The 24,589-nt window shown below is 70.6% G+C and carries 23 protein-coding genes; 12 read left to right on the top strand and 11 right to left on the bottom strand.

Translation table 11 applies throughout. The features are described 5' to 3' along the window. Window positions 1–164: 164 nt before the first annotated feature. On the bottom strand, window positions 165–2,117 hold the full coding sequence (locus AAEM63_RS07995) for a PTS mannitol transporter subunit IICBA (protein ID WP_341361012.1): 1,953 nt from the start codon (window positions 2,115–2,117) through the stop codon (window positions 165–167). Between the two features lie 173 nt (window positions 2,118–2,290). Here AAEM63_RS07995 and AAEM63_RS07990 point away from each other — a divergent pair, with 173 nt between their 5' ends. Both AAEM63_RS07990 and AAEM63_RS07985 read left to right on the top strand, forming a co-directional pair. Continuing rightward, window positions 2,291–3,337 (top strand): zinc-dependent dehydrogenase, encoded by a 1,047-nt coding sequence (locus tag AAEM63_RS07990; RefSeq protein WP_341361011.1) that lies wholly within the window; start codon window positions 2,291–2,293, stop codon window positions 3,335–3,337. 175 nt (window positions 3,338–3,512) lie between these two features. Further along, window positions 3,513–4,280 (top strand): DeoR/GlpR family DNA-binding transcription regulator, encoded by a 768-nt coding sequence (locus tag AAEM63_RS07985; RefSeq protein ID WP_341361010.1) that lies wholly within the window; start codon window positions 3,513–3,515, stop codon window positions 4,278–4,280. Between the two features lie 75 nt (window positions 4,281–4,355). Here the strand turns inward: AAEM63_RS07985 and AAEM63_RS07980 are convergent, their stop codons facing one another. The 6 genes from AAEM63_RS07980 to AAEM63_RS07955 form a co-directional block, all read right to left on the bottom strand. Next, window positions 4,356–4,796 (bottom strand): DUF1801 domain-containing protein, encoded by a 441-nt coding sequence (locus AAEM63_RS07980; protein ID WP_341361009.1) that lies wholly within the window; start codon window positions 4,794–4,796, stop codon window positions 4,356–4,358. Between the two features lie 72 nt (window positions 4,797–4,868). Continuing rightward, complete coding sequence (locus AAEM63_RS07975) at window positions 4,869–5,474, bottom strand: response regulator transcription factor (RefSeq protein ID WP_341361008.1); 606 nt, start codon at window positions 5,472–5,474, stop codon at window positions 4,869–4,871. Then, window positions 5,471–6,580: a sensor histidine kinase gene (locus tag AAEM63_RS07970; protein WP_341361007.1), complete on the bottom strand. Its 1,110-nt coding sequence runs from the start codon at window positions 6,578–6,580 to the stop codon at window positions 5,471–5,473. Before AAEM63_RS07970 ends, AAEM63_RS07975 begins: the two co-directional genes overlap by 4 nt. Window positions 6,581–6,624: 44 nt before the next feature. Further along, window positions 6,625–7,440 carry an ABC transporter permease gene (locus tag AAEM63_RS07965; protein WP_341361006.1) on the bottom strand — a complete coding sequence of 272 codons (816 nt, stop codon included), beginning with the start codon at window positions 7,438–7,440 and terminating at the stop codon, window positions 6,625–6,627. Next, window positions 7,437–8,390: an ABC transporter ATP-binding protein gene (locus AAEM63_RS07960; protein ID WP_341361005.1), complete on the bottom strand. Its 954-nt coding sequence runs from the start codon at window positions 8,388–8,390 to the stop codon at window positions 7,437–7,439. Before AAEM63_RS07960 ends, AAEM63_RS07965 begins: the two co-directional genes overlap by 4 nt. Window positions 8,391–8,791: 401 nt before the next feature. Further along, on the bottom strand, window positions 8,792–9,724 hold the full coding sequence (locus AAEM63_RS07955; protein ID WP_341361004.1) for a helix-turn-helix transcriptional regulator: 933 nt from the start codon (window positions 9,722–9,724) through the stop codon (window positions 8,792–8,794). Between the two features lie 129 nt (window positions 9,725–9,853). Between AAEM63_RS07955 and AAEM63_RS07950 the strand changes: the two genes are divergently transcribed. The 5 genes from AAEM63_RS07950 to AAEM63_RS07930 all read left to right on the top strand — a co-directional run bounded on the left by AAEM63_RS07950 (window position 9,854) and on the right by AAEM63_RS07930 (window position 14,063). After that, a complete protein-coding gene (locus tag AAEM63_RS07950; RefSeq protein WP_341361003.1) occupies window positions 9,854–10,732 on the top strand; it encodes an aldo/keto reductase in 879 nt (292 codons plus the stop codon). 100 nt (window positions 10,733–10,832) lie between these two features. Further along, window positions 10,833–11,504, top strand: a complete 672-nt coding sequence (locus tag AAEM63_RS07945; RefSeq protein WP_341361002.1) for a flavodoxin — start codon at window positions 10,833–10,835, stop codon at window positions 11,502–11,504. Between the two features lie 79 nt (window positions 11,505–11,583). Continuing rightward, entirely contained in the window at window positions 11,584–12,315 is a 732-nt protein-coding gene (locus tag AAEM63_RS07940) for an SDR family oxidoreductase (protein WP_341361001.1), read from the top strand. 78 nt (window positions 12,316–12,393) lie between these two features. After that, window positions 12,394–13,248, top strand: a complete 855-nt coding sequence (locus AAEM63_RS07935) for an oxidoreductase (RefSeq protein ID WP_341361000.1) — start codon at window positions 12,394–12,396, stop codon at window positions 13,246–13,248. Next, window positions 13,245–14,063 carry an oxidoreductase gene (locus AAEM63_RS07930; protein ID WP_341360999.1) on the top strand — a complete coding sequence of 273 codons (819 nt, stop codon included), beginning with the start codon at window positions 13,245–13,247 and terminating at the stop codon, window positions 14,061–14,063. Before AAEM63_RS07935 ends, AAEM63_RS07930 begins: the two co-directional genes overlap by 4 nt. A gap of 112 nt (window positions 14,064–14,175) precedes the next feature. On the opposite strand, the gene AAEM63_RS07925 is transcribed toward AAEM63_RS07930, so the two are convergent. The 3 genes from AAEM63_RS07925 to AAEM63_RS07915 form a co-directional block, all read right to left on the bottom strand. Beyond that, window positions 14,176–14,589: a cupin domain-containing protein gene (locus tag AAEM63_RS07925; RefSeq protein ID WP_341360998.1), complete on the bottom strand. Its 414-nt coding sequence runs from the start codon at window positions 14,587–14,589 to the stop codon at window positions 14,176–14,178. Between the two features lie 11 nt (window positions 14,590–14,600). Beyond that, window positions 14,601–15,509 carry a helix-turn-helix transcriptional regulator gene (locus AAEM63_RS07920; protein ID WP_341360997.1) on the bottom strand — a complete coding sequence of 303 codons (909 nt, stop codon included), beginning with the start codon at window positions 15,507–15,509 and terminating at the stop codon, window positions 14,601–14,603. Between the two features lie 213 nt (window positions 15,510–15,722). Beyond that, window positions 15,723–17,021 (bottom strand): vanadium-dependent haloperoxidase, encoded by a 1,299-nt coding sequence (locus AAEM63_RS07915; RefSeq protein WP_341360996.1) that lies wholly within the window; start codon window positions 17,019–17,021, stop codon window positions 15,723–15,725. Window positions 17,022–18,142: 1,121 nt separating this feature from the next. On the opposite strand from AAEM63_RS07915, the gene AAEM63_RS07910 reads away from it, so the two are divergent. The 4 genes from AAEM63_RS07910 (at window position 18,143) to AAEM63_RS07895 (ending at window position 22,492) form a co-directional block, all read left to right on the top strand. Continuing rightward, entirely contained in the window at window positions 18,143–19,162 is a 1,020-nt protein-coding gene (locus AAEM63_RS07910) for a zinc-dependent alcohol dehydrogenase family protein (protein ID WP_341360995.1), read from the top strand. A gap of 249 nt (window positions 19,163–19,411) precedes the next feature. After that, complete coding sequence (locus AAEM63_RS07905) at window positions 19,412–19,771, top strand: cyclophilin-like fold protein (RefSeq protein WP_341360994.1); 360 nt, start codon at window positions 19,412–19,414, stop codon at window positions 19,769–19,771. Continuing rightward, window positions 19,764–20,372, top strand: coding sequence for a DapH/DapD/GlmU-related protein (locus tag AAEM63_RS07900; RefSeq protein WP_341360993.1), 609 nt, complete (start codon window positions 19,764–19,766; stop codon window positions 20,370–20,372). Before AAEM63_RS07905 ends, AAEM63_RS07900 begins: the two co-directional genes overlap by 8 nt. Window positions 20,373–20,686: 314 nt before the next feature. Continuing rightward, window positions 20,687–22,492, top strand: a complete 1,806-nt coding sequence (locus tag AAEM63_RS07895; protein ID WP_341360992.1) for a hypothetical protein — start codon at window positions 20,687–20,689, stop codon at window positions 22,490–22,492. Between the two features lie 135 nt (window positions 22,493–22,627). Here AAEM63_RS07895 and AAEM63_RS07890 read toward each other — a convergent pair whose 3' ends face one another. Further along, a complete protein-coding gene (locus AAEM63_RS07890; protein ID WP_341360991.1) occupies window positions 22,628–22,786 on the bottom strand; it encodes a hypothetical protein in 159 nt (52 codons plus the stop codon). A gap of 1,058 nt (window positions 22,787–23,844) precedes the next feature. Between AAEM63_RS07890 and AAEM63_RS07885 the strand changes: the two genes are divergently transcribed. Next, on the top strand, window positions 23,845–24,477 hold the full coding sequence (locus AAEM63_RS07885) for a DUF305 domain-containing protein (protein ID WP_341360990.1): 633 nt from the start codon (window positions 23,845–23,847) through the stop codon (window positions 24,475–24,477). Window positions 24,478–24,589: the final 112 nt, after the last annotated feature.

The following is a 24,589-nucleotide window of genomic DNA, read 5'->3' as shown; positions in this document are numbered from 1 at the left end:
GCGCCGTCATCGGATTGTGGACGGCCCGCGGTGTCCGGCCCGGCGACACCGGACCGCGGGCCCTGACCAGCCGCCGGCGGCTGACACCGAGCCGGCCGACGCCGTCGCGTTCGCGACGACGCCGGCCGGCGGGCGAGGGACACGGGCGACTGGCCCGCCGGACCTCAGACCCGGGCACCCTCGAGGATCTCGCGCACCTGCGCCGTCGAGGTCGCCGAACGGAGCAGCTCGACCTGCCCCGGGTCGGTGAAGACCCCCGCGATCTTCCGTAGCAGGCCCAGGTGGTCGTTGCCGGTGCCGGCGATGCCGATGACGAACTCGGCCGGCTTGCCGTTCCAGTCGATGCCCCGCGGGTAGCGCACGAAGGAGATCGCCGTCCGGTGGATCGACGACTTGGCCTCGTTCGTGCCGTGCGGGATGGCGAGGCCGTTGCCCATGTGGGTCGAGACCGACGTCTCCCGCTCGTGCATGGCGTCGACGTAGGACGGGTCGACGGCGCCGCTGGCCACGAGCAGCCGGCCCGCCTCGGTGATGGCCTCGTCGCGCGTGGCGGCGGTGCCGTCGAGGACGATGGAGTCGTCGGTGAGGACCGCGTCCGCCACGACGTCGTCGTCCGCCGCTGCCGCGGCCCCGGAGCCCGCCCCGAGCATCGCGACGATCTCGTCGTAGCGGGGGCTGTTCATGAAGTTGTCCACCGAGACGTGGGTGGCCGAGGGGGTCCGCTGGCGAGCCCGCTCGGTGAGGTCCTGGTGCGTCACGACGAGGTCGTAGGTGTCGCTGAGGTTGGCGATGGACGCGTTGGTCACCGTGACCTCGGGGTGGCCGGCGTCGCGGATCTTCCTGCGGAGCACCGAGGCGCCCATGGCCGAGGAGCCCATGCCGGCGTCGCAGGCGAAGACGATGCTGCGGATCTCCCCGCCGGCGGCCGCGCGGGCGCCGAGCACGGTCGAGGCGACGGACTTCTTGCCCTTCATCGCCTCCATGTCGGCCGTGGCGGCGACGAGGTCGCCCTCGTCCGTGGAGCGGTCGGTCTTGAGCAGGAGCGCGGCGACGGCGAAGGAGGCCGCGGCGGCGCCGGCCATCGCGACGGTCACGCCGAAGATGTTCTCGCTGGCCACCTGGGCGTACACGGCGAAGACCGAGCCCGGGGCCGCCGGGGCGCGCAGCCCGACGCCGAAGAGGACGTTGAGGAAGACGCCGGTCATGCCGCCGACGATCATCGCGATGATCAGCTTCGGCTTCATGAGGACGTACGGGAAGTAGATCTCGTGGATCCCGCCGAAGAAGTGGATGATCGCCGCGCCGGGCGCGGAGGCCTTGGCCATCCCGCGGCCGAACAGCGAGAAGGCCAGGAGGAGGCCGAGCCCCGGGCCGGGGTTCGCCTCGAGGAGGAAGAGCACCGACTTGCCCTGCTCGACGGCCTCGGCCGTGCCGAGCGGCGTGAGCACACCGTGGTTGATGGCGTTGTTGAGGAACAGGATCTTGGCCGGCTCGATGACCACGGAGGTCAGCGGCAGCACGCCGTTGGAGACCAGGAAGTCGACGCCGGAGCCGAGCCGGTCGCTGAGCCAGGTGACGATCGGGCTCATGATGAAGAAGCCGAAGGTGGCCACGACCGCGCCCCAGATGCCGGCGGCGAAGTTGTTGACCAGCATCTCGAAGCCGGGCCGGATCTTCCCGTCCCAGATCGCGTCGATGTGCTTCATGGTCCATGCGCCGAGCGGGCCCATGATCATCGCGCCCATGAACATGGGGATGTCGGTGCCGGCGATGACGCCGATGGTGGCGATGGCCCCGACGACGCCACCGCGGGTGTCGTAGACCATCTTGCCGCCGGTGTAGCCGATGAGGATCGGCAGCAGGAAGGTGATCATCGGGCCGACGATGCCGCCGCTGGTGGAGTCGCCCCACCCGCCGATCTCGGCGACCCAGCTGCCCGGGTCGTCGCCGATGCCCAGCTGGGGCAGCCAGCCGACCTCGATGAAGAGCGCTGTGATGAGACCCCACGCGATGAACGCGCCGATGTTGGGCATCACCATGTTGGACAGGAACGTGCCGAACTTCTGGACGTGCACGCGCGCTCCGGCGCGTGGTGCGGCTGTTGTAGTGGTGGACATTCGGATCCTCCCGAGGAGACGTCATTGACCCCGATCACGCAGTGGTGCCCAGTAAACATCATGATCGGGTCAGTTGCCAACCACTCGGGCAGACTTTCATGCCCGAACCTGTGGCGTTCGACCATCGAGGCGGCTACTGTGGGCCCCATCGGAATGCCAAGGAAGGAATCACGATGAAGGCACTGCGCTTCTACGCCCCCGAAGACGTCCGGCTCGTCGACGTCCCCGAGCCCGAGTGCGGCCCGGCCGAGGTGAAGATCAAGGTCAAGAACTGCTCGACGTGCGGGACCGACGTCAAGATCAAGAAGAACGGGCACGTCAACATCACCGGCGAGACCACGATGGGCCACGAGGTCGCCGGCGAGGTCGTCGAGGTCGGCGCCGACGCGCTGGGCGGGTTCGCGGTCGGCGACCGCGTGCAGTGCATTGCCGCGGTCCCCTGCGGGGAGTGCCACGAGTGCCGCAAGGGGTGGATGGAGGTCTGTCAGAACCAGACCTCCGTCGGCTACCAGTACGACGGCGGGTTCGCCGAGTACATGATCGTGCCGGAGCAGGTCCTCAAGGTCGACGGCCTCAACCGCATCCCCGACAACGTCGGGTTCGACGAGGCCTCGGCCGCCGAGCCGTTCGCCTGCGCGATCAACGCCCAGGAGCAGCTCGGCATCGAGGAGGGGGACTTCACCGTCATCTTCGGCGCCGGCCCGATCGGGTGCATGCACGTGCGGATCGCCCGCGGTGTCCACAAGGTCGGCACCGTCGTGCTCGTCGACGTCAACGCCGAGCGGCTGCAGATGTCGGCCGACGCCGTCTCCCCCGACCACACGATCGACGCCTCGAAGGTCGACGTCGTCGAGGAGATCATGCGGCTGACCGGTGGCCGTGGGGCGGACGTCGTCATCACGGCCACGCCGGCGAACGTCACCCAGGAGCAGGCCGTCGCCATGGCCGCACGGCAGGGCCGGATCTCCTTCTTCGGCGGACTGCCCAAGACCGACCCGTACATCAAGCTCGACTCCAACCTCGTCCACTACCGCCAGCTGCACATCCACGGCGCGAACGGCTCCTCCCCCGACCACAACAAGCGGGCGCTGGAGTACATCTCGACCGGCCAGGTGCCCGTCAAGGACCTCATCACCCGGCACGTCCCGCTGGCCGAGGTCATGTCGGTCTTCGACATCGTGGCCAAGGGCGAGGCGATCAAGGTGACCGTCGAGCCCTGACGGCCCGACCGACCTGTCCGATCTGCACGACCTGACCGCCCGACCGCGACACGTCGGCGGACGGTCCCCTCCGGATCCTGCCCGGGTGGCAGGATCCGGGGACAACCCCACAGAGACCCAGAGGACGGGCGCCGCGGGAGCGGCGCCCTGTCCCGCATCCCACCAAGGAGCGCCGGTGTACGCCGAGGAACGCCAGCACGCCATGGCCCAGGTGATCACCCGGCAGCACCGGTCCTCCGTCGTGGAGCTGGCGGAGGAGTTCTCCGTGACGACCGAGACCGTCCGGCGAGACCTCTCGGCGCTCGAGCGCCTGGGTCTCGTCCGGCGGGTGCACGGGGGCGCCGTCCCGGCGAGCTCGCTCGCCGTCGTCGAGCCGGGACTGACCGAGCGGGACGTCGCCAACACCGCCGCCAAGGACCAGATCGCCGCCGCGGCGCTGTCCCTGCTCCCACCGCCGGGGTCGACCATCATCCTCGACGCGGGGTCCACCACGGTCCGGCTGGCCGCGATCCTGCCCCGGGACCACCGGCTGACCGTGGTCACCCACGCCGTCCCGATCGCCGCCCGGCTGGCCGGCCTGCCCTACATCGACCTGGTGCTGCTCCCCGGCCGGGTGCGCCGGACCACCCACGCCGCCGTCGGTGCCGACACGGTCGCGGCCCTCGCCGACATCCGGGCCGACGTGTCGTTCCTCGCGACGAACGGCCTGAGCACGACGTACGGGCTGACCACCCCCGACCGGGACGAGGCCGCCACCAAGCGCGCCATCGCGGCCGCCGGGCGACGGACGGTCGTGCTCTCCGACTCCAGCAAGATCGGCGTCGAGTCGTCGCAGCGGTTCTTGGCGATCGCCGACGTGGACGTGCTCGTCACCGACTCCGGCATCAGCCCCGACGACCGGCGCACCCTGGACGAGGCGGGCGTGGAGGTCGTGGTCGCCTGACCGCCACTGCGCGGGAGAGTCCGGCGACCCCGCTGTCGTCGGCCGGGGCCGACGACCAGTCCGCGAGTCCGGGGCCTACGACCAGTCCACGAGTCGCCCGGCGTGGCGGACGAGCTCGTCGAGGACACCCAGGTTGACGTCGTCGGACGAGCGGAACGACACGCTCGCCGAACCGACCTTCGTCCTCCCGAGCCGCGGACCGTAGGTCCTGGACAGGTACGCACCGTCCTCGGCCGCGTTCACGTAGAGGCTCAGGTAGCTCTTCTGCCGGGCCAGGCCGATGAGGAACCACTCGGCGGTCCGGCCCCTCGGCCGCGGCTGCTCGATCATCCCGTAGCCGATGATCGACTGGTCCGTGCCGCCCCAGGACACGCCCTGCCACAGCACCCGGGTGGCGCCGGGGAGGGCCGCGGTGATGACGGCGTCGAGCCTCGCCAGGGACCCGTCGGGGTCGTTGGTCGTGATGAACTCCTCGACCGACGCCGCGCTGGGACCGACCGACGACGACTCGCTCACAGGGCCCAGCCTATCGGCGCCCGGCGTGCGGCAGGAGCCCGAGGTGCCCGACGAGGTCCTCGCCCAGGAAGGTCACAGCCATCCCCGGTCCCGCGCCTTGCGGGCCGCCGCGATCCGGTTGGGGGCTCCGAGCTTGCTCATCGCCTCGGACAGGTAGTTGCGCACCGTGCCCTCGGAGAGGTGGAGCTGCTCCGCTATCTCGCCGTTGGCCAGCCCGTCGCCGGCCAGGCGCAGGACCCGGCGCTCCCGGTCGGTCAGCGGGTCCGGCTCGCCCCACGCGTCGGCCGCGAGCTGGGGGTCGATGGCGCGGCCTCCGGCGTGCACGTCGCGGACGGCCTGGGCCAGGGCGCTGGCCGGCGCGTCCTTGAGCAGGTAGCCGACGGCGCCGGCGTCCAGCGCCCGCCGGAGGTACCCGCTCCGGGCGAACGTGGTGAGGATGACGACCCGGGACCTCAGGCCCCGTCGTCGGACCTCGGCGGCGACCTCGAGCCCGCTCATCCTGGGCATCTCGATGTCCGTCAGCAGGACGTCGGGCCGCAGCGCCTCGACCAGGCGCACGGCCTCCTCGCCGTCGGTGGCGGTGCCGGCCACGGTGATGTCGGGCTCCAGCCCCAGGAGGGTGCTGAGGGCACCGAGGACCATGAGCTGATCCTCGGCCAGGACCACGGTGATCGTCATCGCCCACCCCGCTCCCCCGCCTGGTGCCCGTCGTGCGGCACACCCGCCCGGGGCACCCGCACCTGGACGACGGTCCCGTGCCGGTCGTCGTCGACATCCGGCCTGCCCACCTCGACGATCCCACCGACGGCGGCGATCCGCTCGCGCATGCCGGTGATCCCGGACCCTGGCAGCCCCGCGTAGCCGCGGCCGTCGTCGCTCACCTCCAGCCGGACCCCGGTCCCGTCCGTGGTGATGCTGATGGCGGCGTGCTGGGCACCGGCGTGACGCACCACGTTGGTCACGGCCTCGCGCAGCGCCATGGCCAGGGCAGACTCCTGCTCGGGACGCAGATCGGTGTGATCGGCCCGGACCTCGACCTCGACGCCCGCGGCCTTCAGCGCCACCCGTGCCCCGTCGAGCTCGGCGCCGAGGCCACGGATCCAGTAGCCGGCGACCGCGGCGCGCACCTCGTCCAGGGCCTCGCGGCTGATCTTCTCGACGTCCTCGACCTCGACCGCTGCCCGGTCCGGGTCGACGCGCACCAGCCGGGCGGCCAGCTGGGACTTCAGGACGATGACCGACAGCGTGTGCCCGAGCAGGTCGTGCAGGTCCCGCGCGATCCGCTCCCGTTCCGCGATGGTCGCCAGCCGCTCGATCTCCGCATCGGCACGCAGGAGACGCTGGTTCGCCCGGCGGCGTTCCGCGTCGAAGATGCTCGTCGCCCCGACGACCGGGGTGAAGAAGACCGCGGGGCCGAGCGCCGCCAGCCGCCACGGCATCGGGACCGGCGAGATCACGAAGATCAGGAGGAGCAGTCCCACCAGGACGGCGATCACCTGGACGGCCCGACGAACCGGGTGCAGGCGACTGGCGACGGCTGCCGCGTAGATGGCGAAGACGCCGGCCCCGCTGTTGACGAGCGACCCGGCCAGGGCCAGAACGCCGAGGGCCGCGATGAGGACGAGGATCTGCCGGTCGCCGCGAGCCCGGAACGTCGCGGCGTAGATCGGCAGGAACACGGCGATCAGCACCGCGACAGCGAGCCAGTCCAGGGCGTCGGTCGTGGGGTTGAACACGGGCTGGTAGAACAGCGCACCGAGGTAGACCAGCCAGACGTAGCGCATGTCAACGGTGGGGGTGCGGCGGGCTCTGGCTCATCGGGTGCGCCTCATCCGTAGGTCCGTCCCTCGTCGCGCCGGAATCCCCACGCGGCGACGGTCAGGAAGAACGCCGTGAACGCTAGCAGCACGATGGCGTGCAGCACCGGGGATCCGCCCTCCGCGGCACCGACGGTGCCCAGGGCGAGCTGGGCGAAGTGGTAGGGCGGGAGTGCTGGGGCGATCCCCTGCACGAAGGCGGGCAGCTGGTCGATGGGGATCCACAACCCCGAGGCGAACGCCATCGGCAGGTAGGCGAGGTTCAGCATGGCCGGGGCGGAGTTCGGGCCCGCGAGGTAGCCGAAGGCCAGACCCATGGCCGAGAACGGCAGCGCCCCGACGAGGAGCACGAGGGCGAGGCTGCTCCACTGGGAGATAGGCATGCGCACACCACCGAGCGTGGCCCCGAGGGTGAACAGGGCCCCGATGATGAGAGCCGCGACGGTCGTGCTCATCACGACCTTGGCCACGAAGTAGGCCTGCGGAGGCATCGGCGAGACCCGCTTGAGTCGCATCCAGCCCTGCCCGCGTTCGACGGCGACCGAGACCCCGAAGCCGAACAGAGCCGCACCGATGACCCCGAAGGTGCCGTAGGTCGCCAGCATGTAGGTGCTCCTGCCGACCCCGCCGGCGTCGTCGCCGCCACCGAAGGCCAACCCGAACAGCACGTAGAACATCACCGGCAGGGCGATCGTGCTCACGGCGAAGATGGGGATGCGGATCAGCTTGAGGAACTCGTGTCGCGCCTCGGTGACGTAGATCCTCGCGGTGCTCGTTCGGGTCATCTCGCCGTCGGTCGTCATCCGTACCGCTGTCGGGGTGGTCATCGTGCGTCCTCCATGTCATGGGTCAGGGCGAGGAAGGCCTCCTCGAGGCTTGGTTCGGTGACGGTCACCTCGGTGGCCGAGCGGTCGAGGTCGAGCAGGGCGCGCAGCACGGGCTCGGCGGACGCGGCGAGCAGCTCGAGCCAGGGACCCTCGCGTGAGGCGCGTGCCACGCCGCTCCAGTGCCGTGCCACGGCCAGGCTCACGGAGGTCCTGGCACGGACCCGTCGCCCCGGTACCCGGGCCTTGATCTCTGCGGGCCCGCCCTGGGCGAGCACGACACCGTGGTCGATCACCACGATCCGGTCCGCGAGGGCGTCGGCCTCCCCGAGGTAGTGCGTCGTGAGCACCACACCGCGCCCCGACCGGCCGAGGTCGCGCAACGTGGCCCACAGGCCCCGCCGAGACTCGACGTCCAGGCCGGTGGTCGGCTCGTCGAACACCACGAGGTCGGGGTCACCCGCCAGAGCGATCCCGAACAGCACGCGACGCTGCTGGCCTCCGGAGAGCTCACCGAACATCCGGCCCTCCAGCCCGTCGAGGCCGGCCGCGGCGACGATCTGCGCCATGGGGAGGGGATCGGGGTAGTAGCCCCGGAACTGGGTGAGCAGCTCGCGCACCCGCAGCGTCTCCGGTACGCCCGAGGCCTGGAGCATCACGCCGAGACGCCGCCGCGCCCGCACGTCGCGGGGGTCGCGCCCGAAGAGCCGCGCCCGTCCCGACGTCGGTGCCGTCAGGCCCGTCAGCATGCCGATCGCCGTGGACTTGCCGGCCCCGTTGGGCCCCAGGATGGCCAGGAGCTCGCCCGATCGGACCTCCAGGTCGAGACCACTGACGGCCTGGACCGCCGTCGGGCCCCTGCCGAACTGCTTGCTGGTACCGAGCAGCTCGGCCACGACGGACGTGTCGTGGCTGGTGGCGAGGTCCCGGTGCTGCTGCCGCGTGGTTGTCATGAATCCATGCTCATCCCCCGGGTGCTGCGGCAGTAGTGCCGGGAATCACGACCTCGGCATGACAGATGTCATGCCGAGGTCTCGGTCAGCCGGCGCCGTCGGGCGTCGGGCGTCGGGCGTCGGGCGTCGGGCGTCGACACGGCGTACCCGATGACCGTCACCCCGGAGCGGGCCGCCCAGCTGACCGGCGACGCCGAGGCGCAGGGCCACGGGTCCCTCGGCGACGAGATCCTCGACGCCACGCGACGGGTACCGAACCTGTGGTTCGGGGACGCCGACGAGCACGGGACCCCGCGCCGGCGGTTCCACCTCGAGGTCGGCATCGCACCCCAGGTTGCGGAGCAACACGTCGCCGCCTGGAGTGCACTCCCGCCGCGACGGCTGGCGGGTCCGGGGACCGACTATCCGCGCGGGTCCAGCGCTTCGCCCGCGACGGACCGTGGCGCCGAGTGGTCGTTGCGATCGACTCCTGGGATCGCAGGGTGCAACGACGCGGGTTCCGCTGCCCAGCTGCGCAGGAGGTCGAGGGCATCGGCCGACGGCGATCCGGGCTCGGCGAGATAGGTCACGACCGAGAGCCCCGGCGTCGCCTGCACCGCGAGGGACTGGTAGGTGAGCGCGACCTCGCCCACGACGGGGTGGTTGATGCGCTTGGTCCCCGCGCTGTGGGCGCGGACGGTGTGGCTTCCCCACCAGGTGCGGAACTCGTCGCTGCGCGTGGCGAGCTCGCCGACGAGTGCTGCGAGGGCGCGGTCACTGGGGTCGTGGCCGACGAGCAGCCGCAGGGACGAGACCGAGTCGCGCGCGACGACGTCCCAGTCGGGGTAGAAGTCGCGGGAGCGTGGGTCCAGGAACATGTAGCGGGCGGTGTTCACCGGCGCGGCACCGGTCGGGAACAGGTGCGGGAAGAGCGCTCGACCGAGACGGTTGGACGCCACGGGATCGCCCAGCCGCGAGAGAGCGACGGCCGGGACGTCGCTCATGGCGTCGACGAGCTGCGCGACGGCCGCGGGCACGCGGGTTGCAGGCCGCTGTCGCGGGGCGCGACGCGGACCCGCGGTGCGGGCGAGGTCGAACAGGTGCTGCGTCTCGGCGTCGGTGAGCTGGAGGGCACTCACGAGCGCGAACAGCACGCTCTCGGAGACACCACCGAGGTCGCCGCGCTCCATGCGTGTGTAGTACGCGGTGCTCACACCGGCCAGCTGGGCGACCTCCTCACGGCGGAGCCCGGGCACGCGTCGTTCTCCGCCGAAGACGGTGAGGCCGGCCCGTTCGGGTGTGATGCGTCCGCGAAGTGCCGTGAGGAACTCCTGAACCTCGCGCCTGGTGTCCATAGCGATCGACGTTAGCCCGACGAGCGGCCTCGGTGGCAGTCACCAGCACTGACCCCCGGGCAGAGCCTCGGCGTGGGGGTGAATGCTGGTGACTCTCACTCGCTCGAGCACCGCGCCTACGGTGACGTCATGACCACTTCACTGACCCTGAACAACGGCGTCGAGCTGCCCGCCATCGGCCTCGGCGTCTTCCAGACTCCCCCGGAGGAGACCGTCGCCGCCGTGGCCGCCGCCCTGCGGACCGGCTACCGCCACATCGACACGGCCGCCGCCTACGGCAACGAGCGCGAGGTGGGGCAGGGCATCCGCGAGTCCGGTGTCGCGCGCTCCGAGATCTTCATCGAGACGAAGATCTGGATCAGCGACTACGGCTACGACGAGACGCTCCACGCCTTCGACAAGAGCGCCGGCAAGCTCGGCGTCGAGCAGATCGACCTGCTGATCCTGCACCAGGCGCTTCCGTCCGCCTTCGCCCGCACGGTCGGCGCGTACAAGGCGCTGGAGAAGCTGCTCGCCGACGGCAAGGTGCGCGCGATCGGCGTCAGCAACTTCATGCCCGAGCACCTGACCCAGCTGCTGGAGCAGACGGAGGTCGTCCCGTCGGTGAACCAGATCGAGCTGCACCCGTACTTTCAGCAGAAGGAGCTGCAGGCGCTCCACGCGGAGCACGGCATCCTCACCCAGGCGTGGTCGCCCATCGGTGGCATCACCTCCTACGGCCAGTCGGCGAGGCGCAGCTTCGACGAGCCCGTGATCCTCACGATCGGCGAGAAGTACGGCAGGTCCGCCGCCCAGGTCATGCTGCGCTGGCACATCCAGAACGGCATCCAGGTGATCCCCAAGTCCACGAAGCCGGAGCGGATCGCCGAGAACTTCGACGTGTTCGACTTCGAGCTCACCGCCGACGAGGTCGCTCAGATCGACGCCCTCGACACCGGCGTGCGCGGCGGCCCCGAGCCGGACTCCATCACCCTCGAGAACTACGGCATGCCGATCCCCGAGGCCTGAGCATCCGCGCGGGCGGGACCAGGAGCACCTGCTCCCGCCCGCCGGCGAGCCGGCCGGTCGGCCGGTCGGTCGGTCGGTCGGTCGGAAGGAGAAACACCCGATGGAACGCCGCACCTTCCTCACCGGCGGCCTGCTGCTCGGCTCCGGCCTGCTGGCCGGGATCGTGTCTGCGTGCACCCCACGAACGGAGAGACCCCTGCCCGACCCCGGTGACACCGAACGCGCCCGAGAGACCTCCCCGACGCCGAGCGGGCCGGGACGCACGCTCCTGGCGTACTTCTCGAGGCCGGGCGAGAACTACTACTACGGCGACCGGATCGACCTCGACGTCGGCAACACGCAGGTGGTCGCCGAGATGATCGCCGCCGCGGCCGACGTCGACGTCTACCGGATCGAGGCTGCGGATCCCTACCCGCACAGCTACGAGGAGACGGTCGCGCGCAACGTGCGGGAGGAGCAGGACGACGCCCGCCCCGCGATTGCGAACCCGCTCCCGGACCTGGCCGCCTACGACACCGTGCTGCTCGGCAGCCCGGTGTGGAACGTGCAGACCCCGATGATCATGCGCACCTTCGTCGACGGCGCAGATCTTGCCGGTCGGACCATCCATCCGTTCGTCACCTACGCGGTCAGCGGCATGGGAGGAGTCGCTCGCGACTACGCCGAGCTCTGTCCCGCGGCCACGATCGGCGACGGTCTCGCCGTCCGGGGCGAGGAAGCCACGGCCGCACGCACCGAGGTCGAGGCGTGGCTCCGCCGCATCGGCCTGTGACCGCCCCTCTCACCACCGCGGAAGGCCACGCAACGGGCCGCGGGACAGCGATCACTACCGAAGAAGGAAGGGAACTCTCATGAACCCCACGCAGCGCAGCAGCCGGATCGCCCTCGTCACCGGCGCCTCGTCCGGGATCGGCGAGGCCACCGCCCGTGCCTTCCACGGCCTGGGCTTCAAGGTGGCGCTCCTCGCCAGGCGCGCGGAGCGGGTCGAGGCCATCGCCCGCGAGCTCGGCGAAGGCGCTCTCGCCATCACCGCCGACGTCACCGACCGGGACGCCCTGGTGGCCGCCTCGCACCAGGTCCGCGAGGAGCTCGGCCGGGTCGACATCCTCGTCAACAACGCCGGCATCATGCTCCTGGGCCCGTTCGCCTCGGAGCAGCGTGCGGACTACCGCCGCATGGTGGACGTGAACCTCCTCGGCGCGCTCACGACCACCGAGGTGTTTCTCGACCAGCTCGTCGACGGCGGGGGCGACATCATCAACATCTCGTCGGTCGCCGGCCGCACGGCTCGCGCCGGCAACGGTGTCTACGCCGCCACCAAGTGGGCCATCAACGGCTGGTCCGAGTCGCTTCGCCAGGAGCTCCTCCCCGATGTCCGTGTGACCCTCGTCGAGCCCGGCGTCGTCGCCACCGAGCTCCCGACGCACATCACGCACGCGGCCACCAGCGCCGCCGTGAACGAGCTGTACAGCGAGGCCACGGTGACCGCCGACGACGTCGCGGAGATCATCGCGTTCACCGTGCAGCGGCCGCGGCACCTGGCGATCAACGAGATCCTCCTGCGCCCCGCCACGCAGCTCTGACACGACTCCGCCGGCGGCGCCCGCCGCCGCGGCATCGCCCACGACCTCACCACGCTCGAGTACAAGGAGATGCACATCATGACGACCTGGCTCATCACCGGCGCCTCGAGCGGCCTGGGACGCGCTCTGGCAGAAGCTGTCCTCGCACGCGGACACAACGCGGTCCTCACCGCACGTGACGTCGCAGCCGTCCAGCCGCTCGTCGACGAGCATCCCGAGACCTCGCTCGCCGTCGCCCTCGACGTGAGGGACCGCGACCAGGTCGCCGACGCGGTGCGCACCGCCACCGACCGGTTCGGCGCGGTCGACGTGCTGGTCAACAACGCGGGCCACGGCTTCCGCGCCGCCGTGGAGGAGGCCGCCGTCGACGAGGTCGACGAGCTGTTCGCCACGAACTTCTTCGGACCCGTCGAGCTGATCAAGCAGGTCCTCCCGCAGATGCGCGCCCGCCGCGCCGGGACCATCGTCAACGTCTCCTCGATCGGCGCGCCGCGCTCCAACCCCGCATCGGGGTACTACACCGCGACCAAGGCCGCTCTCGAGGGCGTCTCGGACGCGCTCAACCGGGAGGTGGGTCCGCTCGGGATCCGCGTGCTCGTTCTCGAGCCCGGGGCGTTCCGGACGGACTTCTCCGGCCGCTCCCTCATGCAGTCCCGCACCGTCATCGCCGACTACGCCGACACCGCCGGGCGTCGCCGCAAGGAGCACGACCACAGTCACGGCACCCAGCCGGGCGACCCCGCCCGCGCCGCGCACGTCATCATCGACACCGTCGAGGCCGACGAGGCGCCGTTCCGGCTCCTGCTGGGGTCCGACGCCGTCGCGATCGTGCGGGAGGAGCTGCAGAGCCGCCTCGACGAGATCGACGCCTGGGCCCGCCTCAGCACCACGACCGACTACCCGACCCGACCCGACGGGACGCGCGACCGGTGAGCACCTGGCTGATCACCGGCGCCTCCAGCGGCCTGGGCGGAGCGCTGGCCGAACGCGTCCTCGCTGCCGGTCATCGAGTCGCCGCGACCGCCCGCACCCCCTCGACCCTGGACGCTCTCGTAGCAGCGTATCCGGACACCGCCGCGGCCCTGCCCCTCGACGTCACCGACGCCGCCGCGATCCGCGAAGCCGTGGCGGAGACCGAGCGCCGTCTCGGCGGCATCGACGTCCTCGTCAACAACGCCGGCTACGGATACACCGCTGCCGTCGAGGAAGGTGAGGACGACGCGGTCTCGCGTCTGTTCGCCACCAACTTCTTCGGCCCGGTCACGCTCATGAGGGCGGTGCTGCCCGGCATGAGGGCTCGAGGGCGTGGGCTGATCGTCAACATCTCCTCCATCGGCGCCCGCGTGCAGATCCCCGGAGGCGGCTACTACTCGGCTGCCAAGGCAGCGTTGGAGGGCCTCTCCGGGGCCCTCCGCAAGGAGGTCGAGCCGTTCGGGCTGCGGGTCATGGTCGTCGAGCCCAGCTCGTTCCGCACCGACTTCCGCGGACGGTCGGCGGACCGCACCGAGCAGCAGATCGAGGCGTACGACCGCATCCTCGGCCGGTCCGGCACCTCCGCGCTCGGACCTCAGAAGGGCTCACCCCGCAGAGCCGCCGCGGCCATCCTCACCGCCACGGAGCTCGACACCCCGCCGAAGCTCCTGATTCTCGGAAGCGACGCCCTCGAGGGGTTCCGCGCCGACGCCCGCGCATCAGCGACCGAGGTCGACACGCTCGAGGAGCTCAGCCGAAGCACCGACGACGAGTAGCAGCCCTGCCCTCTGCGACGGTTGGGAGCGTGCGGTGACGCTCCTCAGCGGCGAGCCGGGGTGGGCGTCCGCCCTGCGGTCATGGACGCCAAGGGGACCAGCCGGGTCCGCCTCAGTCGGTGACGGTCGGCGCGGCGGAGTACTCGTCGTCGGTGACCGGCTGGAGCCACTGGACGACGTCGTGCTCGTCGTCGCCCTCGTTGATGGCGAGGTGGACCATGAGCCGGTTGGGGGCGGCGCCGTGCCAGTGCTCCTCGTCGGCCTCGAACAGGACCCGGTCGCCGGGGCGGATGACCTCGACCGGTCCCCCGCGGCGCTGGCACAGGCCGATGCCCTCGGTGACGAAGACGGTCTGGCTCAGGGGGTGGCGGTGCCAGTGGGTGCGGGCACCGGGCATGAAGTGCACGAGGTTCGCGGTCACCCGCGACGGGGGCGGGGCGGCTGCGACGGCGTCGATGTACACGTCCCCGGTGAACCAGTCGGCGGGGCCCCTGGCGGTGGCGGCGGAGCTGCGGGTGATCTGCATGTCAGTTCCCTCTACTGGTCGTTCGGGGTGGTCCGCGGGGCGGGTGTTGCCGTCTGAGCCGGCGCCGCCCACGAGGCGAGGAGGCCGAGCCGCTCGGCTGACGGCGACCCGGGCTCGGCCGTGTAGACGAGGAGCGCGAGGCCCGGTTCGGCGGTGATGGCGAGCTCCTCGTAGGCGAGGGTGAGCTCACCGACGACGGGGTGGTGGAACCTCTTGGTGCCGGTGCCGTGCGTGCGGACGTCGTGGTCGGCCCACAGCCGCCTGAACGTCGGGCTGCGGGTGGAGAGCTCGCCGACGAGCTCCTGGAGGACGGGGTCGTGCGGGTCGCGGCCCGCCTCGGCGCGCATGATGCCGACGCACATCTCGGCGAACAGGTCCCAGTCGGGGTAGAAGTCGCGTGAGGCGGGGTCGAGGAACTGGAAGCGGGCCAGGTTCGGCGGCCGGCCGCCGTCGCCGATGACGGGCGAGTAGAACGCGCGCCCCAGGGTGTTGGTGGCGAGGAGGTTCTGGTGCGGGTCCCGCACGAACGCGACTCCGCCGGTGATGGCCTCGAGTGTCCACTGCAAACTGAGCCGGGATGCCGCCCTGCCCGGGGCACGGCGCCTGGCCCGACCGGAGGTGGGGATGCCGTCGGCCGCCCGGGCGAGGTCGAACAGGTGGGCGCGCTCGGTCTCGTCGAGCTGCAGCGCCCGCACGAGCGACTCCAGGACCCCGGACGACGCGCCGGCGATCTGACCGCGCTCGAGGCGGGCGTAGTACTCCACGCTGAGGCCGGCGAGGGTCGCGACCTCACTGCGCCGCAGCCCCGGGACCCGGCGGTTGCCGGTCACCGGGAGCCCGGCCCGCTCCGGGGTGATCCGGGCACGGCGGGTGGTGAGGAACTCACGGACCTCGTGGCGAACGTCGTTGCGGCTGTCCACGCCGTCGAGCCTAGGCCGCACCCGGCCGGGCGTGGAGCAGTGAGGGGTGTCCTGTGGGTGCACCCATCGACAGTGCCTTCCACCGCTCCTCGGTGGCGGGCGGTCACTGGAGGTCGCGGGGGCCGAATGCTCGCGAAGGAACGATCGGCACCCAGGCCGAGCCGGCCCGCGCACGCGGATACGGCTCGTGGGGCGACCGCGGACCCGCCGTCCTCAGCGGCGGCCCGCCGGCTTGAAGTGGTTCTTGAGGGCGTAGGCGGCCATGCGACGGCCGACGTCGTTCCCGACGACGGAGGAGTTGCGGTAGTGCAGGCCGCCCCAGGTCCGGGCGTTGATGACCTGGCTGCGCAGGTCCTCTGCGGTGTCGTAGGTGTTGGTCGTCGGTGTCATCCCGGTGGTGGTGCTGGTGAGGGAGATGCCGATGGACCGGGTCCCGAGGAACGCGGTCAGCATCTCCGCGATGGCGGACGCGAAGGTGGTGTGCGCCGCCACGTACTCGGGGTGGTTGGGCAGCATCGCGAGGTGCATCCAGGTCGGATCCGGCGCGGTGGCCGGGCTGCCGTCCAGGTCCGCCTTGCGGATCGCCGTCCAGGGGCGCCAGAGCTCGTAGTGGTACTTGGCGTCGAAGGCCGCCACCATGGCGTCGGTGCCGATGAGGTTGCCCATGGCGAAGAACCGGGCCGCCTCCAGCAGCCCCAGTCCCCGTTGCCCCGCAACCGTCCGGAACATCTCGTTGTACTGGATGACGCCGTTGGTCTGCCAGAACTTCGCGATCTCCGTCTGCTCCGGGGTGCGCGCGGCGCTGTCCACCGCGCCCATCAACCGGACCTCTTCGAGGTCCCGGACGTACGTGCGGCTGCCGAGTCTCGGTGGCGGTCCGGGGCGGAACTGCGACGCGCCGGTCATCACGAAGGGCTTCATGACGGCGACCCACGGGTCGAGAGCCGGCGTGGTGGGCGTGGGGAACGGCTCCCACACCCCTGGAGCGGCGGTGGGAATCGTGTAGGTGTCGGCCTTGTCCAACCCGTCCCCGGCCCGCAGGGCGAGGATCGCCGCAGCGGCAGCCCGGCCCACCGCCGCGCCCTTGGCCCGGTCTCCACTCGTGGACCCCAGGGCCTGGAGCGTGTCCCAGAGCTCCATGTCGAGCATGTCCTTCTGCGCCGGCAGGTGGTTCATGAGCACGGCATGGACGGCAGCGGCGGCCGCCGCCGGCGCAGATGCACCGTCGGGCGCCGTCGTCGCCACCATGTAGGGCTGGTAACCACCCTCGATCGCGACCACCGCGTTGTACATCGCCGCGTGGGCGTAGGAGAGGATCACGAAAGCCTTCGGCATGCTCAAGCCCGCCATGGCCGTGGAAGCCATCGTCATCGGCGCCTGGAGGGCGTTCTGGGCGATGAGGTTCCACTGGATGGCCACAGCGCCGGGAGCCCCGGCCACGACGCTCGGGGCGGCCGCGGGGGCTGCGAACGCCGGGACGGCGCCCGATGACCACGCACCAGCCCCTGCCACGAGTACGCCACCAAGGAAACCGCGACGGCTCACGCTCACCACGAGCTACCTCCGACTCACTTGTGTGCACCGTCACATTTTCGGGCGCGATATGAGAAGTGTGGACCTGCCTATTCCGCCGCGCAAGACCCGGCTCATATGCGGGCGAGAGTTTCCAAAAACATACCGGGACCTCGATCGATTGAGACGGTATGGGGTCTTCATCCCTTATATCGTGACACTTCTCGCAAACCCCGATCTCCATACGGCGGAGAACCGTCCGACCAGCGGGACGAATTCCGTACGATGGGCGCGAAAGGACACGATGGGCGCAAGCGTGAGGAAGTGCGCGGCATGACCGCCCTCTTGGCCGGGGCGCTGAGGCCTTCGGGGCGGACGCCACCGCCGCCGTCGCCGCGGCCGGCGCCGCCCCTCCTGCACGCCTCATCACCCTGGCACGCTCCCCTCCGGTGGGCACCGCCGGCCTTCTCCGGAATCAGGCTGAAACCGCCACCGGCGAGGCGGACTGGGAACTGAGAGGCATCCGCTCGGACGACGTCGTCCGCAACTGGCTGCGGAAGTCCACCTACTCGCCCGGCGGCGGAGCGGACAGCGCTCCAGACGCGTGCTCGGATTTCAGGCCGAGCTGTCACCGCCCGCCACGTGATTCCGAGGGACCGCTCACTTGCGGGAATATCCGTTCCGCAGATTTCCCCAATGGACCCGAGGTGCCTGGAGCCGGTGCCATACGGCTCGATGTCGGTGAATTCGCCGAGTGATACCTCGGATGGCGACCCCTAAAGGCCCACGACAAGTCCGGTCACTCACCGTAGCTCTCGCGCCTCGCGCGCTTTCTGACTTCTCCCATGACAAATGGCCGCATATCCCCTGAAATGTCAACTCGACTGATTTCAGAGCTGCTTTGCGGCGAGCTCACGATGCGGGTCGGCGTGGCAGCGGCGCCGCACGCACGACCCCGGCCAACCTCAGCGCGACGAATGGACCGAGGGACGCCGGAGCGGTAAGGGGTGTCCTGTGAGTGCACCCATCGACAGTGCCTTCCACCCCTCCTCGGTGGGGGGTTCACTCGATGTCGCGGGGCCCGACGCCTCGCGAGGGAACGACGAGAAGGAGCGCCACAGATGCGTCAGGTTGTCATGCACGGGCCCGGGGACGTCCGCGTCGAGGACCGGGAGGACCCGAGGATCGTCGAGCCGACGGACGCGATCGTCCGCCTGTCGGCGACGTGCATCTGCGGCAGTGACCTGTGGCCCTACCGCGGAGCCGAGCCGGTCGACCACCAGGTGATGGGCCACGAGTACGTCGGCGTCGTCGAGGAGGTCGGCTCCGCCGTGCGCACCGTCAAGGTCGGTGACTTCGTGGTCGGGTCCTTCTGGGCCTCGGACAACACCTGCGAGATCTGCCGGGCCGGGTACCAGGCCTACTGCGTGCACCGGGTGCTCATGGGCACCATCGGCACCCAGGCCGAGCTGGCCCGCATCCCGCTCGCCGACGGCACCCTCGTCGCGACCCCCTCGATGCCCGACCCCGACCTCATCCCGTCCCTGATGGCGGCCTCCGACGTGCTGGGTACCGGCTGGTTCGCCGCCGTCGCCGCCGAGGCCGGACCTGGCAAGACGGTCGCGGTCGTCGGTGACGGCGCCGTCGGCCTGCTCGGGATCCTGGCGGCCAAGCAGCTCGGCGCCGAGCGCATCATCGCGTTCAGCCGCCACGCCGACCGCCAGGCGCTGGCTCGCGGGTTCGGGGCAACCGACATCGTCGAGGAGCGCGGCGACGACGGTGTCGCGAAGGTCAAGGAGCTCACCGGCGGGCTCGGGGCGCACTCGGTCGTCGAGGCGGTCGGCACCCAGGAGGCCATGATGCAGGCGATCCACTCCACCCGGCCCGGCGGTCACGTCGGGTTCGTGGGTGTCTCCCACGACGTCGCAATCCCCGGCGAGGACCTCTTCATGGCCGGCGTGCACATCCACGGCGGCCCCGCCCCGGTCCGCCAGTACCTGCCCGAGCTGATCCGGCTCATCTGGGACCGCACGATCGACCCGGGCAAGGTCCTCGACCTCACCCTCCCCCTGGAGAGAGCCGCCGAGGGCTACGAGGCCATGGACCAGCGCACCGCCACCAAGGTCCTGCTCACCCTCTGACAACACCGCAGGAACCTCATGAACCCGATGTCTTCGACGACCGCGCCTCGGGCGCTGATGACCGTGGTACTCGCCGCTGCCGTCGGCGTGGCCGGCGGTTGTGCTGGTGCCCCTGGCGGCGCTGCACCGTGGTCCACCGGTCCGATCAGCGGTCGGGCAGCAACGCCCCTGGGTACCGGCCCGAGCGACACGGCCAGCAGCCGCGACACCAGCCCGGCTCCGGGCTCCGCGCCCGAGGAGGAGAACCAGATGAGGATCGACATCACCATCGGCGAGCAGCACTTCCGGGCCACCCTCTCCGAGAGTGCCGCTGCGGGCGACCTGGCCGCTCTGCTGCCGGTGACGCTGGACATGATCGACCACGGCGGGGTCGAGAAGACCGGGCCCCTCCCGTCACCGGTCTCCCTGGCCGGTCAACCTGACGGCGCGGACCCCGACGTGGGTGACGTGGGCTACTACGCGCCGGGGAACGATCTCGTCCTCTACTACGGCGACCAGTCCTTCTTCCCCGGCATCGTCATCCTCGGCCGGCTCGACGGGGACGCCGCGCAGCGCATCTCCGAGATGGACGGTCCTGTCACGGCCACGATCGCGGTGCAGGATGACTGACCTGCCACCGCCCACGACGGAGCTCAAGAACTTCCTCGACCACGTGAACCGCGGCGCACTGATCGAGGGCGGCTCGGAGCACCACCGGTTCATGCACGGTGCCGCCCAGGAGGCGCTGCGCATCGTCGCCGAGCTCAACACCGGCTACCGCACACCCCAGGAGGTGCGAGCCCTGCTGACGAAGCTCACCGGCACCGAGGTGGACGAGTCGGTCACGCTCTTCCCACCGTTCTACAGCGAGTTCGGCAAGAACCTGACCATCGGCAGGAACGTCTTCATCAACATCGGCTGCCGCTTCCAGGACACCGGCGGCATCACGATCGGAGACGGCACACTCATCGGCCACGGCACCACCCTGACCACCCTGAACCACAGGCTCGACCCCGACCGGCGAGCAGACATGACCCCGGCGCCGATCGTCATGGGTCACAACGTGTGGCTCGGCGCGGCCGTGACAGTCGTCCCGGGCGTCACGATCGGTGACGGGGCCGTCGTCGGCGCTGGTGCCGTCGTCACCAAGGACGTAGCGGCCCACACGATCGTCGCCGGCGTGCCGGCCAAGCTCGTCCGAGCGACGGGCTTCGAGTCCTCCAGGAGCTGATCCAGCGAACCGCCGACCGCGGGGCAGACCAGGAGGCCGGCCGCACCGCGACCGAGCACCCGGGTCGCGGTACGACGTGACACCGGACTGGCCGCTCGTACCCGCCACGCTCGCACCGCTTGTATCCGCCACGCTCACACACCTGATGTCGGAGGTCTGCGGGGTTGGCGGGGACGTTCGCCCCTTGTGACGGACCGTCGGCGGGCGGTGAGGTGGGGATGATCCCGCGCACCGCTGAACCGGCGGTGAGGGATGCAGGTGGCGGGTCCCCGACACCGCCCTCGGCGCGGGACGCTCCGACGAGGAGATCGGTCATGAGCTGGTTCGCGCGGCGGGGGTCCCCCGCCCTGGTCGTCGCAGGTCTCGGTGCAGCGCTGGCGCTGCTGGCGCCCACAGCCGGCGCCACGACGGCAGAAGGCTCGGGAGAGCCGAGCGCGCAGGAGCAGGTGACGACCCTTCAGCGCCACTGGGACCGTGAGGCCGGGACGGCGAACCCCGTCAAGGGTCCTGAGCCGGACAGGGCTGCGAAGTCCCAGGCACCGGTGCTCAAGAGCCGCCTGCTCGCCGCCGCCGCACCCGACGAGTGCTTCGCCGGCGTCGGGGAGCCCTACCCCGCGGGGACGTACGACGCCGAAGGCAACCTCGTGTGCCCGGAGGGCAGCCAGACGAAGGTCAACCAGGCCTACGTCTGGGGGCTGACCAAGACCGGGGACGACCTGTGGTTCGGCACCGGCCCGAACATCGTCTGCCTGGTCTTCAGCAGCTACCTCCGCAGCACCAGCCCCGTGATCAACGACTCATGGGTGTGTGAGGGCGAAGCCTCCAGCTTCCGCACGAGCTGGACACCCGGTGTCACGCTCCCACCGACTCTGGGCGACTGGCGACCCGCCGACCTCTTCCGCTACGACCAGGCCACCGGCACCCTCACCGAGCTGGCCATCCCGGACACTGACCCGGCCGGCAAGGCCAGGCTCAGCTCCACCATCGGCATCCGTTCCGCCGGGTCGATCGGTGACCGAGTCTTCTTCGCCGGCCCGGGCATGGGCAGCTACCTCAACGTCTTCGTCTTCGACACCGACGGCGGCTACGTCGGCAGCGAGTCCCTCCCCGGCTTCACCAACATCCGCAAGTGGGTCGAGGTCGACGGGCACCTCTACACCGGCGTCCGGGCCGGCAACGGCGGCCAGGTGCTGCGTTACACCGGCAGCACCGCCGCCGACCCCTTCCAGTACGTCTCCGTGGGCACCGTCCCCAGCGAGCCGGCCGAGATCGCCGAGCACGAGGGCCGCCTGTACGTCTCCACCTGGCCCGCCGCGGACAACGCCTCGTTGTACATGAGCCCGCCGATCAGCGACGGCGCGGCCGGTGTCCTCGACACCGGGTCCGTCTGGCAGCAGGTATGGACCGCGGGCGACTACGAACCCGACCCCGTCACCGCCGCCACCTACGGGGGCGGTGCCCTTGTCTCCTTCCAGGGCCAGCTCTACTGGGGGACCATGCACGTGCCCTTCACCGCGGCCCTGGGCCACACCGACGTCTACGGCCCCTGGGACTCCGACGCCGCCGAGCTGGCCAACGCGCTCGGCTCCCACCGGGCGATCAGCATCTTCCGGGGTGACGGCCTTGACACCGCCTCCCCCACCATCGAGCTGCTGTACGGCTCGGCTGCGCTGCCCGTCTACGACGGCCAGACGTGGACGCTGGCGCCGAACAACATGGGCACCCTGCCGCTCTACGGCGCCTCGGGCTTTGGGAACTTCTTCAACAACTACACCTGGACGATGGGCGTCTACCGTGACGACCTCTACGTCGGCACGATGGACTGGAGCTACCTGCTCGCCAAGGGCGCCGAGGGCGTGCTCAACCTCTCCGACGTCCCCGCGCCGGATGACCTCTACGGGGCAGACCTGTGGCGCTTCCCGGACGCCACCACCGCCGCACGGCGCGAACGCACCGACGGCGTGGGCAACTACGCCAGCTACGGCATCCGCACCATGGTCGCCGACGACGAGGACGGCCTGTTCCTCGGCATGGCCAACCCCATGAACCTCATGACCGACCCCACCGACGACCGGCCCGAAGGCGGCTGGCAGCTCCTCAAGCTCACCCCCAGGCGGTAAGCACGCGAAGCGGCTCTCCCTGCACCGGGGAGAGCCGCTCTGATGCCCGTACCTGGCCGCCTGCCCGGCGCAACGTGACGCGGCGTCGACAGACCCGCAGCACCTCGGCGCAGGGCTCGTCCGAGACCGCGAACGTCAGGTGCTTGCCGAACCGGTACGCCCGCGGTCCCTGCCGTTCGTGCGCCAGTCGTAAGCGGTGGCGACCGGAACGCGCAGACACGCGGCCAGGTCGTTCACGTCGAGCAAGGGCTCCAGGCTCCACGGGTTGCCACTGGTCACATCGTCGGTGTCCATACCCCGCAGGTGTGCCAGCCTCCCCCAGCCGATCGGCGACGACCGCCACGGTCGGCCACCAGCCGGGGCACCCCTGCGGCCAGGCCGGTTCCAGGGAGGGGTTTTCGATGGGTTTTCGATGACCGGGTCAAGTCTCACAACCTCAGAACTCCCGGTAACCCTTGAGTTTCCGGGACTTCGCGGTCGGGCTGACAGGATTTGAACCTGCGACCCCTTGCGGAGATCGACCCCGGTTTGACGAGGTTCGACCGAAGCCGAGTAAGCCCGAACAGGGGAGATGACCTGCGCGTTTGCTCTTGGTGGCCGTACGAGCGAGGCCGGTCAGGCAGGACTGGGGGCGACAGTTTTTGCCCCATTAATGCCCCATGACCGCCACTCTCGAACCGCTTGTGGAACCGCCGACTCGATGTTGGTCGCCAGGCGGCGGCTCCATCATCCACTCTAGCGGCCGGCGCACCGGAACCGTCTTGCCCCGGCTACTCCGCTACCTTGCTGCAGTCGGGTGGCCAGTCTCGAAGTCCGTGACCAGAACGTAGATCCGCCTAGAAGAACCCCGCGTTGCGTCGGCACACTCATCGCCGTCGACATCTGCAACCACCTGCGCGCCCACACCCACGGACGTGGCGCGGACGGGCTGCCCCACCTCATGGCCCCTTTGCGACGTCGCCCACCTCGTCGCCACCTGCATCGTCAAGGTCCGAACTTCCCCACCGCGCGGCGCCGCCGCAAGGACCTCAGCATCTTCCTCCGATGAGGAGATCTTCCGCCTCGACTTCGACAGGATTGCCGACCTTGAAGGCAACCACGCCGAAACGCTGGTGACCGTCGCCCGTTTCCCGCGGCGATCCAAGACGTCACCCTGATCTCGCGGGTGGTGCGCGGGCGGGTCTGCGGAACAACAGCGCCACTGGGCGCGGGTATACGCGCTGCGCTGATCTCCGCGGCGCCGGACGCGTGTCGACGCCCGCGCGGCGCCGGTTTCGCCGGGCCGGGTTGCGCCGCGGCGTCCGAGGTCAATGATGGAGCGGGTCAGACCGTAAACGGAGGAGGGGCGTCCCATGTCCGAAATGTCGCACCATGACAACCGCCGATCCGACGAGACCACACACGGCGAGGCACACGGGCAGTCCCACGAGGGGCACGGGCAGTCCCACGGCAAGGGGATGTACCTGCGGTTCGCGGCGATGATCCTCACCGGGATGGTCGTCATGTACTTCGTGATGTTCGTCGGCTCGTGGGAGTGGAGCCACATCCGCTTCAGCCAAAGCCGGGTGTTCATGGCGATCACCATGGGCGGGGCGATGGGGCTGGTGATGCTCGCCTGGATGCTCAACATGTACAAGAGCGCCAAGGCCAACGTCGCCGTCGTCGCCGTGAGCCTCCTGCTCCTCGGCGGCGGGGCCGCGCTCGACCGCAGCCAGGCCACGGTGGACGACACCGCCTTCATGCGCGGGATGATCCCCCACCACTCCCTGGCGATCACCCGCTCGGAGCGGGCCGGCATCGAGGACGTGCGGGTGTGCGAGCTGGCGGTGGAGATCAGCGAGGCGCAGCGCCGGGAGATCTTCGAGATGGACTGGCTGATCGAGGACATCGAGCGCAACGGGGTGGCCGCGACCGCCGAGGAGGCGCAGGCCCGGCCGGTGCCCGAGTACGAGGAGCCGGCAGAGCGCGAGTGCACCAGCTCGTGACCGGTCTCCCGTGACACCGGCGCGGATCTTGGTGGGGAGATCGGGTGCAGCGCAGCAGAGTCAGATAGCACTCATGGCGGGGCATCAGACGTGATGGTGGAGACCGGGGCGG

It is taken from the genome of Georgenia sp. M64 (assembly GCF_038049925.1).
In the GTDB taxonomy this organism is placed as follows: Bacteria; Actinomycetota; Actinomycetes; order Actinomycetales; family Actinomycetaceae; genus Georgenia.
The sequence above is the reverse complement of the archived record's forward strand: the minus strand, read 5'-3'. Positions and strand labels throughout refer to the sequence as shown.

Coding starts and splice junctions, on each gene's coding strand:
- AAEM63_RS07995 (WP_341361012.1), bottom strand. CDS start 2,117: ATGTCCACCACTACAACAGCCGCACCACGCGCCGGAGCGCGCGTGCAC.
- AAEM63_RS07990 (WP_341361011.1), top strand. CDS start 2,291: ATGAAGGCACTGCGCTTCTACGCCCCCGAAGACGTCCGGCTCGTCGAC.
- AAEM63_RS07975 (WP_341361008.1), bottom strand. CDS start 5,474: ATGACGATCACCGTGGTCCTGGCCGAGGATCAGCTCATGGTCCTCGGT.
- AAEM63_RS07970 (WP_341361007.1), bottom strand. CDS start 6,580: ATGCGCTACGTCTGGCTGGTCTACCTCGGTGCGCTGTTCTACCAGCCC.
- AAEM63_RS07965 (WP_341361006.1), bottom strand. CDS start 7,440: ATGACCACCCCGACAGCGGTACGGATGACGACCGACGGCGAGATGACC.
- AAEM63_RS07960 (WP_341361005.1), bottom strand. CDS start 8,390: ATGACAACCACGCGGCAGCAGCACCGGGACCTCGCCACCAGCCACGAC.
- AAEM63_RS07955 (WP_341361004.1), bottom strand. CDS start 9,724: ATGGACACCAGGCGCGAGGTTCAGGAGTTCCTCACGGCACTTCGCGGA.
- AAEM63_RS07950 (WP_341361003.1), top strand. CDS start 9,854: ATGACCACTTCACTGACCCTGAACAACGGCGTCGAGCTGCCCGCCATC.
- AAEM63_RS07945 (WP_341361002.1), top strand. CDS start 10,833: ATGGAACGCCGCACCTTCCTCACCGGCGGCCTGCTGCTCGGCTCCGGC.
- AAEM63_RS07940 (WP_341361001.1), top strand. CDS start 11,584: ATGAACCCCACGCAGCGCAGCAGCCGGATCGCCCTCGTCACCGGCGCC.
- AAEM63_RS07935 (WP_341361000.1), top strand. CDS start 12,394: ATGACGACCTGGCTCATCACCGGCGCCTCGAGCGGCCTGGGACGCGCT.
- AAEM63_RS07925 (WP_341360998.1), bottom strand. CDS start 14,589: ATGCAGATCACCCGCAGCTCCGCCGCCACCGCCAGGGGCCCCGCCGAC.
- AAEM63_RS07910 (WP_341360995.1), top strand. CDS start 18,143: ATGCGTCAGGTTGTCATGCACGGGCCCGGGGACGTCCGCGTCGAGGAC.
- AAEM63_RS07905 (WP_341360994.1), top strand. CDS start 19,412: ATGAGGATCGACATCACCATCGGCGAGCAGCACTTCCGGGCCACCCTC.
- AAEM63_RS07900 (WP_341360993.1), top strand. CDS start 19,764: ATGACTGACCTGCCACCGCCCACGACGGAGCTCAAGAACTTCCTCGAC.
- AAEM63_RS07895 (WP_341360992.1), top strand. CDS start 20,687: ATGAGCTGGTTCGCGCGGCGGGGGTCCCCCGCCCTGGTCGTCGCAGGT.
- AAEM63_RS07890 (WP_341360991.1), bottom strand. CDS start 22,786: ATGGACACCGACGATGTGACCAGTGGCAACCCGTGGAGCCTGGAGCCC.
- AAEM63_RS07885 (WP_341360990.1), top strand. CDS start 23,845: ATGTCCGAAATGTCGCACCATGACAACCGCCGATCCGACGAGACCACA.